Source organism: Streptococcus pluranimalium (assembly GCF_047785705.1).
In the GTDB taxonomy this organism is placed as follows: domain Bacteria; phylum Bacillota; class Bacilli; order Lactobacillales; family Streptococcaceae; genus Streptococcus; species Streptococcus pluranimalium_A.
In genome coordinates this window covers 1-3,805 of the sequence record NZ_JBLOJV010000065.1, presented here as the reverse complement: position 1 = coordinate 3,805, position 3,805 = coordinate 1, and the positions used below count along the sequence as shown (strand labels likewise).

The 3,805-nt window shown below is 39.0% G+C and carries 6 protein-coding genes; all 6 read right to left on the bottom strand.

Going from position 1 to position 3,805, the window contains the following annotated elements; all coding sequences use genetic code 11:
* On the bottom strand, nucleotides 1–439 hold a 439-nt coding region (locus tag ACMZ6Z_RS09075), incomplete at its 3' end, for a PoNe immunity protein domain-containing protein (protein ID WP_416132211.1).
* Nucleotides 440–448: 9 nt separating this feature from the next.
* Nucleotides 449–2,341: a T7SS effector LXG polymorphic toxin gene (locus ACMZ6Z_RS09070; protein WP_170243301.1), complete on the bottom strand. Its 1,893-nt coding sequence runs from the start codon at nucleotides 2,339–2,341 to the stop codon at nucleotides 449–451.
* 9 nt (nucleotides 2,342–2,350) lie between these two features.
* On the bottom strand, nucleotides 2,351–2,635 hold the full coding sequence (locus ACMZ6Z_RS09065; RefSeq protein WP_044693342.1) for a TIGR04197 family type VII secretion effector: 285 nt from the start codon (nucleotides 2,633–2,635) through the stop codon (nucleotides 2,351–2,353).
* Nucleotides 2,636–2,640: 5 nt separating this feature from the next.
* Nucleotides 2,641–3,075 carry a YwqH-like family protein gene (locus tag ACMZ6Z_RS09060; RefSeq protein ID WP_044693341.1) on the bottom strand — a complete coding sequence of 145 codons (435 nt, stop codon included), beginning with the start codon at nucleotides 3,073–3,075 and terminating at the stop codon, nucleotides 2,641–2,643.
* 2 nt (nucleotides 3,076–3,077) lie between these two features.
* Nucleotides 3,078–3,407, bottom strand: coding sequence for a DUF4176 domain-containing protein (locus ACMZ6Z_RS09055; RefSeq protein WP_105137954.1), 330 nt, complete (start codon nucleotides 3,405–3,407; stop codon nucleotides 3,078–3,080).
* Between the two features lie 12 nt (nucleotides 3,408–3,419).
* On the bottom strand, nucleotides 3,420–3,805 hold a 386-nt coding region (locus ACMZ6Z_RS09050; RefSeq protein ID WP_416132210.1), incomplete at its 5' end, for a hypothetical protein.

Sequence of the window (3,805 nt, the reverse complement as noted above, 5' to 3'; positions counted from 1 at the left end):
GGTAGTAACGAATCAGAAAGTCCATCAAGTAATCTTGATAATCAACTTGTTTGATGTTTTCAATAAAAGGTGCCATTGTTTCAGCATCAATATCTAATAGAATACCAACTGAAATAATATCCAAATCGTCCAAATAATGAATATGGCCATTTAAGACAAGAGATTTAATTTCTAAATAAGCGAGAAAAGCCTCTCTTACTTCAGACATTGAACTTCCTGATGAATATCTATTTTTGAAAATTTTGAATAAATTCATCGCAATTGAATCATTCATATTTCTTATTACTCTCGCATTCGGAAAATGATTTTTTTGCACTCCTTTCTTCTCATCCTCTTTTATCTCTAAAATATCATCCGCAATCATTCTATTGTGCATACAATAAAAGTCTCTTGATTTACTATAATTTTCTAAAGTATTTAATTTATCTCTTACTTGCATAATAACTCCTTATGGCCATGTTCCAATAATATTCGAATCCATATCCAAACGGACATGACTAACATTTCCATCAATATCGACTTTACTCAAAACGGCTTCGTAATTCCCTTTATCAATGGCTTGCTTTACCTTAAAATAATCTTCTGGATTAGCAAAATCATCCTCGTGAATTCTGTTCTTAATCCACTCGTAACTCATCTGCTTACCATCAGCTGTATTAGGATTAAGTTTAGATTTATTAAATTTAGCCTCATCAATAATAACCTTAGATCCGACACCAGACTCATTGATGTAAATACCATCAATTCCACGCTCTAATTTAGCATCCAGACTTTCTGGGATGTCCCTACCAACACGCCTTAAATCATAGATAGAGGTCTCGCCACGCTTAGGAGTTAATAAATCATCATAGGCTCTAATTTCACCATAGTTCCCTTTTTGTGTCTTTGAAGCAGTATTATAATCAAACTTAGAAATTCTTCTTTCTAATTCATCATGAAGTTTAACTCTTTGTTTAATAGCTTTCTCAACTTCTAAATGCTTACCAAAATTCGAACTCTCTCTAGCAAGACGACTCTCTTCAATATTCTTTAGAATTTGTTCACGATTATAAGTTGGTGTATTAGGTACCTCTACCTCATTCAAACTAAACCGGCTTGCTGCTGATGATGCCGCAAAACCACCTAGGATACCACCAACTAAGTTGGCACGCTGTGCATCAGCTTCACTGCCTCCAAGCAGTTTTGTTCCGTGATAGCCTGCTTGCCCTCCGACAAAGCCACCTACTTCACCTATCGCAAACTCAGCGAGGCCTTTAGTCACACTCTGTGTTTGTCCGATGGGGATCATCACCGCACTGGTGGTTGTAAACAGACCGCCTACTTGATGGTATAGTTTATCATTTCCCATGAATAGGGTATCTCGGATGGGGTTGATGGCTAAGGTTTTCCCATCACCTTTATAGCCTAGGTAAATATCTTGTCCTGCTTCTGCCACATTGGAAGCACCATAGGCGACAGTGCCTGTTCCTGCCACAATGCCTGCACCTACAACCAAAGGGGTCGCAGCGCCTGCTGTTGCTACAATAGCCGCAAGACCTACTGCAATAGTGACTGCACCTAAAGCCAAGTCTATCCAACCCTGCTTACTTCTCTCTTCCGCTGCCAAGGCTTCAAATCGTGCTTGATCTCGTTCTTGGGCAGCTTGTAAGCGCTCCGCGTTATTGCTAAGATGATTTGCCACAGCCTCATAAGCTGTCGCAAAACGCTCAATGTTAGTTAAACGACCAATATCTCCGGATTGATAGGTTGCCACTGTCCTAGGGCGATTACTATACTCCGCCAAGAGCGCCTTTGTTGAGGCGAGCAGCTCTTTAAACGCTGACAAATCATGACTAGCATGGTTACTCTCATATTGCTTGATTGACTCATCTAAGGTCTTTATATCATTAATAATAAAGTTATAATGCTGGATGGTTTTGGTGTGACTGCTTCCAGAGTAAGATACCAAATCAGATATTTTGGACCTGGCGGTATTTAATAATTCAATCTGACTTTTCAGATGATCTCGTGACGTCTTCAAGTCAGACTGTAACGTCGTAAAGGTATTCTCTGGCAACTCTGCATGGTTGTTGCTGTCTATGTTATAATAACCATCCTTATAAAGCAAGAGACTAGCGGAGTAATCATTCATCAGATTGATTAATGTCTGCAAGAACATGCCGTGAACTTCGCTCAGATAAGTCCGAATACTCGTAACTGCTTGACCTTGGAGGTTGGGGTCGTTGATGAAACCTGACATAGCTGTGTTCAGACTAGAAACAGACTCACCCCATGAACCAATGGTTGTCTGGGTGCTTATCTGGAGAGAGGTGATATCGTCGAATTTGATTTTATAGCCCATCATTCCCTCCTAATTTAATCCTGAAAACAAAGCATGTCCAAGAACATTATCTGTGTGAACCAGTTCCTGACCTGTTTGTGAAATCAAAGCAATATCTGTTTCCAAAAGCGAAGCGTAGGTTATTACAAGAGCTGACAGCTCCTTGAACTGTTCCTGATAAAGCTTCATCACTTTAGAGTCTGATGTCGTTTCTGGCAACGTGCTACTGACACCTGCAAGACTTTCTTTTGCGGAAGTAAGGCTAATCACATGACTTCCAAACGCAACATTTGATAACTGTATCGTTCCGAACATGAATTTCACCCCTCTTTCGTATGGAATAGCTTCTCTATCGCATTACTAAGGTTATTGATTTGACTTTGACACCAGCCAATAATCCCATTTTGCTCATTCTTTTGATTCTCTAATCGTGTAATTTCATCACAAATAGCGTCATAAAAGGTATTCATTTCTGTTTGAAAATTTCTATAGCTTCCTGAAAAGTCATTCCAACTTTTTTGGAAATCATTCTTTTTCTGGCCTTTCCAATCTGGTTGATCTTTTTTCAACATGACAGATACTTTAATATCATTAACATCACTCTGAATATTACCGATTGATTTTTTTACTGAGCGAAGCCTCTGCAGTTTTTCATCAATTGAAGCAATCGTGGTTTTTGCGGATGAAATGCTCGAACGATGCCTATTAACTTGCCCCTGAAGCTGATAAACTTGGTTATAATCAACTTTACCCATTCTTATCCTCCGATGCCATTGACCTCATTTAGTGTAGCAACATCTCCTTTAGGAATATCCGTTGTAGCTAAAATATTAGCAATATTTTCTAACATTATCTCGTTATCATCATCCGTATATCCCTCCTGAACAACCTTTAAGATATCTTCATGGTTAAAGTAGATGAGACTATCCCCCATCAATCCTTCAGGATAGAGACAAGCACCATAATCAAAACGATAGACTTCACCTTTGACTGGTGCCGCAATGACACGAGAAATAATCATCATTTTTTTGGTATTCCCTTTTAAAATAACGACACTTCCTAGTGGTAACATTGTAATTTCTGACATCTTCTGTCCTCTCTATAGTTCTAATAATTGAATTAACTCATACCCTTCTGGGTGTAAGATATAGCCTTGATTTGGTCTCAGAGCTGGTTCGTTATTAATATATGGATAGCGTGTATGGTTCTGATCGCTGATTCGCATGCCAAGGAATACTTGTTCCACCATTTGATTAGCCAATTTGACAAAAGTATCGTAGGTATTTGATACCAAGTCTTGATAAGTACCAATTAACAATAAGGTCACACCATGCTGGCTACCTTCGACCAGTAACTGTTTGAAGTCTGCTTCGCTCAAGCCAGATGCCATAGCTGTCGCTGCCACATCTGGAATCAAAATCAACCACTTCGGATAATCTGGACTTGGATTAGATAGGCGTTTCTTGAAGTCATCAATAATAGCTC